At 67.6% G+C, this 5,363-nt stretch carries 6 protein-coding genes and 1 pseudogene; all 7 read right to left on the minus strand.

Annotation, left to right across the window (positions count from 1 at the left end; all coding sequences use genetic code 11):
* Nucleotides 1-918: DNA-directed RNA polymerase subunit alpha (locus VGE03_RS13090; RefSeq protein WP_331046915.1), on the minus strand; the 918-nt coding region annotated here is incomplete at its 3' end.
* A gap of 85 nt (nucleotides 919-1,003) precedes the next feature.
* Nucleotides 1,004-1,393, minus strand: coding sequence for a 30S ribosomal protein S11 (gene rpsK, locus VGE03_RS13095; protein ID WP_141626275.1), 390 nt, complete (start codon nucleotides 1,391-1,393; stop codon nucleotides 1,004-1,006).
* A gap of 10 nt (nucleotides 1,394-1,403) precedes the next feature.
* On the minus strand, nucleotides 1,404-1,772 hold the full coding sequence (gene rpsM / locus VGE03_RS13100) for a 30S ribosomal protein S13 (protein WP_331046916.1): 369 nt from the start codon (nucleotides 1,770-1,772) through the stop codon (nucleotides 1,404-1,406).
* A 127-nt stretch (nucleotides 1,773-1,899) separates the two neighbouring features.
* Nucleotides 1,900-2,622, minus strand: a complete 723-nt coding sequence (locus tag VGE03_RS13105) for an energy transducer TonB (RefSeq protein WP_331046917.1) — start codon at nucleotides 2,620-2,622, stop codon at nucleotides 1,900-1,902.
* An 82-nt stretch (nucleotides 2,623-2,704) separates the two neighbouring features.
* Nucleotides 2,705-3,265 carry an adenylate kinase gene (locus VGE03_RS13110; protein WP_331046918.1) on the minus strand — a complete coding sequence of 187 codons (561 nt, stop codon included), beginning with the start codon at nucleotides 3,263-3,265 and terminating at the stop codon, nucleotides 2,705-2,707.
* A gap of 22 nt (nucleotides 3,266-3,287) precedes the next feature.
* Complete coding sequence (gene secY, locus VGE03_RS13115; RefSeq protein WP_331046919.1) at nucleotides 3,288-4,664, minus strand: preprotein translocase subunit SecY; 1,377 nt, start codon at nucleotides 4,662-4,664, stop codon at nucleotides 3,288-3,290.
* Between the two features lie 254 nt (nucleotides 4,665-4,918).
* A pseudogene (rplO, locus tag VGE03_RS13120) lies at nucleotides 4,919-5,359 on the minus strand (50S ribosomal protein L15); the annotation flags it as partial.
* Nucleotides 5,360-5,363: the final 4 nt, after the last annotated feature.

Below are 5,363 nucleotides of genomic sequence, written 5' to 3' on the forward strand. Positions count from 1 at the left end.
CTTGATCTCGTTCAGCGACTTGCGGCCGAAGTTCGGGGTGCGAAGCATTTCGCCCTCGGTCTTCTGGATCAGGTCGCCGATGTAGACGATGTTGTCGTTCTTCAGGCAGTTGGCCGAACGGACCGACAGCTCCAGCTCGTCCACCTTCTTCAGCAGGGCCGGGTTGAACGGCAGGTCGGGCTTGCCGTCCGACTGCTCAACAGCCTTCTTCGGCTCATCGAAGGTGATGAAGATCTGCAGCTGGTCTTGCAGGATGCGCGAGGCGTAGGCCACAGCGTCAACCGGCGAGACGGCGCCGTTGGTTTCGACTTCCAGCACCAGCTTGTCGTAGTCCAGCGACTGGCCCTGACGGGTCGGTTCGACGCGATAGGCGACGCGCTTCACCGGCGAGTACAGGGCGTCGACGGCGATCAGGCCGATCGGGGCGTCTTCCGGACGGTTGAACTCCGAAGCCACATAGCCCTTGCCGTTCTGGACGGTCAGTTCCATGCGGATCGAAGCGCCGTCATCCAGGGTGCAGATGACGTGATCCGGGTTCAGCACCTCGATGTCCGCCGGGACGTCGATCTGGCCGGCGGTCACCGGGCCGGGGCCCGTGGCGCGCAGGGTCATGCGCTTCGGGCCTTCGGCGTGCATGCGCAGCGCCAGTTGCTTGATGTTCAGCACGATGTCGACGACGTCTTCCCGCACGCCTTCCAGCGACGAGAATTCGTGGACGACGCCGTCGATCTGGATCGCGGTCACCGCGGCGCCTTGCAGCGACGACAGGAGAACACGACGCAGGGCGTTGCCGAGCGTCACGCCGAAACCGCGTTCCAGGGGCTCAGCGACCAGGCGCGCCTTGCGCTGGGGGTCGGAGCTCGCCTCGATCTGCGGCTTCTCGGGACGGATCAGCTCTTGCCAGTTTCGTTCGATCATGGATGTCCCTCGAGTCGGTGTTCGCCGCTCCCCGCCTCGTCAGGCGTCTCGGGAGCGACGGAGAATAGAGTCGGCGGCGGTTCGCTTAGACGCGGCGGCGCTTGGGCGGACGGCAACCGTTGTGCGGCATCGGGGTGACGTCGCGGATGGTCGTGATGGTCATGCCCACGGCCTGCAGGGCGCGCAGGGCCGACTCACGGCCCGAACCCGGACCCGACACGTTGACCTCGAGGGTCTTGACGCCGTGTTCAGCGGCCTTCTTGCCCGCGTCTTCGGCAGCCATCTGGGCGGCGTACGGTGTCGACTTGCGCGAACCCTTGAAGCCCATGTGGCCGGCCGACGACCAGGAAATCGCGTTCCCTTGGGCGTCGGTGATGGTCACCATCGTGTTGTTGAACGAGGCGTTCACGTGAGCGACGCCCGAGGTGATGTTCTTGCGCTCGCGCTTCTTAACGCGACCCGGTTCCTTGGCCATGTGTCAGCTCTTACTTCTTCTTGCCGGCGATCGGCTTGGCGGGACCCTTGCGGGTGCGGGCGTTGGTGTGGGTGCGCTGACCGCGGACCGGCAGGCCCTTACGGTGACGCAGGCCGCGGTAGCAGGCCAGGTCCATCAGACGCTTGATGTTCATCGAGGTCTCACGACGCAGGTCACCCTCGACGGTGTGATCGCGGTCGATGGTCTCGCGGATCTGCAGGACTTCAGCGTCCGTCAGTTGGTTCACGCGACGAGCGGACTCGATGCCGACCTTCTCGGTGATGTCCTTGGCGGCGGCCGGGCCGATGCCGTGGATGTACTGCAGCGCGATTTCAACGCGCTTGTTGGTCGGAATGTTGACGCCAGCGATACGGGCCACGAAATTCTCCAGATACGCAGTGCGGACGCAATAAACGCTCCGGTCAACAGACCAGGAGCGTGACGCGCCCTTCGCGGAAGCGGGCCTTATACAGGGGATTCAGTTTCCGTCAACAGGTGGCGAGCCCCTAGGGCCAGATCACCCCGATCGTGATGCGTCCCCCCGCGATCGGGCGGCCCGAGGCGGTCATCGGCGGACGCACACGGAAGCGGCTTTCCGCCACCCGCACGGCCACGGGGCCGAAGCCCTGCCCCGCCGGGCGCTCCTGCACAACGCGGCAGCCGCTCAGGCGCTGGTCCAGCCCGATCTCGCAGTTGACGGTGACGTCGACGTTGCGGGCGCGGCGGCGCAGCTCGCGCGGCGTGTCCTCGAAAATCTCGCGTCCGTTGGCGCCGCGGAGAATCAGGGCGCCGGAGCCCGAGCCGGGGCCGTCGCCCTCCCCTTCGCCTGTTCCCGTGCCCGTGCCCTGCCCGCCCAGGCCGAATCCGGGCTCGGGCGAGGCCGTGTCGGCCACGCCGACAGTGACCGCGGGCTCGGGCGCCGGCTTCACGGGCGCGGGCGGGCTGTCCGGCGGGGGATTCGGACGCGGCGGCGGGGTGTGGATGCGCGAAGGGGCGGCGGGCGCCCCTCCCCCGGCCTCGGGCGAGGGATTCGGCGGCGGAGGCGGAGGCGGCGGTTCCGGCGGGCTGACCAGCAGAACCTCCAGCACCGGCTGCGGCAGGACAGGCGGCCCCGCGGGCCCGCCCCGGCCGATCACCGCGAACACGACCAGATGCGCCGCGACGATGCCGACGGCCAGGCCGGCGTTGCGCAGGCGGCGGTTCTTCAGGATCGGTTGGTCCGTACTCACGGGCGCTCCCTGCCACAGGCAAGATGAACGCACGCTGTCGGGGAAGGTCCCGCCCGCCGTCTCCGGCGGGCGAAAACCACAATCAGTTCAGGGCGGCGTCGATAGCGGCCGAGACGGCCTCGATCGTGTCCATGCCGTTGACCTCGGTCAGCAGCCCCTTGTCCGCATAGTACGGCAGCAGCGGCGCCGTGTTGCGGTTGTAGGCGTCCAGACGGACCTTGAAGCTGTCCGGATTGTCGTCGGGACGGCCCTGGTCCGCGAAGCGCTTGGCGACGCGGGCCAGCAGGGCCTCGTCGTCCACCTTCAGGCGGACCACGTGGTCGATCTGCTTGCCCAGCTTGGCCAGCATGGCGTCCAGCGCCTCGGCCTGGGCCAGGGTGCGCGGGAAGCCGTCGAAGATGGCGCCGCCGGCGTCTTCCGCCGCCTTCAGCTGGGCTTCGATCAGGGCGATCACGACCGCGTCGGGCACCAGGTCCCCGCGCGACATGATGGCCTGGCACTCCTTGCCCAGCTCCGAGCCCGAGGCGATCGCCTCGCGCAGCATGTCGCCCGTCGAGAGCTGGATCATGCCGCGGGTCTCGACCAGACGCTTGGCCTGGGTGCCCTTGCCCGCCGCCGGCGGTCCGAACAGGATCAGGTTCATCGCTTACCCCCTCGCCGTCAGCTTAGCGGCGCGCGGGCGCCGTGGCGCCCTTGCCCCGGCCACGCAGCTTGGCCTTCTTGATCAGGCCTTCGTACTGGTGGGCCAGCAGGTGCGACTGGATCTGCGCCACGGTGTCCATGGTCACCGAGACCACGATCAGCACCGAGGTGCCGCCGAAGTAGAAGCTCTGGCCCAGGTTGGCGACCAGGATCTCCGGCAGGATGCAGACCGCGGTGATGTAGGCGGCGCCGATCACGGTCAGGCGGGTCAGGACGTAGTCCAGATACTCGGCCGTGCGCTTGCCCGGACGGATGCCCGGCAGGAAGCCGCCGTACTTGCGCAGGTTCTCGGCCGTGTCCTCGGGGTTGAAGGTGATCGAGGTGTAGAAGAAGCAGAAGAAGATGATCAGGACGGCGTACAGCACGGTGAACACCGGCTGGCCGTGGGTCAGCTGCTGGGCCACGCCGGGCAGCCACGCCAGCCAGGCCGGCAGGTTCGCCTGGTTGGTGAACTGGGCGACCGTGGTCGGCAGCATCAGCAGCGACGAGGCGAAGATCGGCGGGATGACGCCGGCGGTGTTGACCTTCAGCGGCAGGAACGAACGCTCCCCGCCCGCCATGCGGTTGCCTTCCTGGCGCTTCGGATACTGGATCAGCAGGCGGCGCTGGGCGCGTTCCATGAACACGATGAAGACGACCACGCCGACGGCCATGGCGACGATGGCGATCAGGGCGAAGGCCGACATCTGGCCTTGCTGGGCCAGGCCGAACATGCGGCCGATGGTGCCCGGCAAGACGGCGACGATACCGGCGAAGATGATCAGCGAGATGCCGTTGCCGACGCCGCGCGCGGTCACCTGCTCGCCCAGCCACATCAGGAACATGGTCCCGGCGGTCAGACAGGTCGTCGTGGTGATGATGAAGAACAGGCCCGGCTCGTCGATCAGGCCCGGCTGACCGTTGAGCTGGGTGGCGATGCCGAAGGCCTGGGCCAGGGCCAGGACGACCGTCAGGTAACGGGTGTACTGGTTCAGCTGCTTGCGGCCGCTCTCGCCGCCTTCCTTACGCAGCTTCTCCCAAGGCGGGTACACCGCGCCGAGCAGCTGCACGATGATCGAGGCCGAAATGTACGGCATCACGTTCAGCGCGAAGACGGCCATGTTCTGCACGGCGCCGCCGGAGAACATGTTCAGCATGTCCAGGATGCCGCGCTGGCCGTCCGGGTTCTGGAAGAAGGCCAGGAATTGTTCGTTGTTGATGCCGGGGATCGGAATGTAGCAGCCCAGGCGGAACACGATCAGCGCCAGCACCGTGAAGAGCAGGCGTTTGTGCAGCTCGGTCGCCTTGGCGAACGAGCCCATGTTCATGTTTGCTGCGAGTTGTTCGGCGGCCGAAGCCATAGTGTCACCCCGACTGATCAGAACGCGGCGCATCGGACGGCGAGTCCGCGCCTGCGTCCAGATAGGAGAAGGGCGCCCTCATGGCGAGGGCGCCCCTCAGCTTTTTACTTCGCGGCCGTGCGCTTGGCGCGGGCCGAGATCTTGTTCGCGTCGCCCTTCGGCGCCTTGGGGGCCGGAGCCTTGCCCTTGGCGGCGTTGCGCTTCTCGACGCGGGCCGCGGCCTTGGCCTCGGCTTCGATGCGTTGCTCGACGACCGAACCGCCGGCGGCTTCGATGGCGGCCTTGGCGCCGGCCGAGGCCGACCAGACGACCAGGTTCAGCTTGCCCTTGATCTCGCCGGTGCCCAGCAGGCGGACGCCGTCCTTGACGCGGCGGATCACGCCGGCGGCGACCAGGGCGTCGCCCTTGATCTCGCCCTTGATGTCCAGCTTGCCGGCGTCGATGGCCTCTTGCAGGCGCCACAGGTTCACTTCAGCCAGCTTCAGCGCGTTCGGGTTGTTGAAGCCGCGCTTCGGCATACGCATGTACAGCGGCATCTGGCCGCCTTCGAAGCCGCCGATGGCGACGCCCGAACGCGACTTCTGACCCTTGACGCCGCGGCCGGCGGTCTTGCCCTTGCCCGAGCCCGGGCCACGGCCGACGCGCATGCGCTTCTTGTGGGCGCCTTCGTTGTCGCGGATTTCGTTCAGTTTCATGTGC

The sequence above is a fragment of the Brevundimonas sp. genome, assembly GCF_036400995.1.
In the GTDB taxonomy this organism is placed as follows: Bacteria; Pseudomonadota; Alphaproteobacteria; order Caulobacterales; family Caulobacteraceae; genus Brevundimonas.

What these genes read in the sequence shown, in the direction of transcription:
- secY (WP_331046919.1), bottom strand. Translation starts at nt 4,664, where the DNA reads ATGGCTTCGGCCGCCGAACAACTCGCAGCAAACATGAACATGGGCTCG.
- VGE03_RS13110 (WP_331046918.1), bottom strand. Translation starts at nt 3,265, where the DNA reads ATGAACCTGATCCTGTTCGGACCGCCGGCGGCGGGCAAGGGCACCCAG.
- rpsK (WP_141626275.1), bottom strand. Translation starts at nt 1,393, where the DNA reads ATGGCCAAGGAACCGGGTCGCGTTAAGAAGCGCGAGCGCAAGAACATC.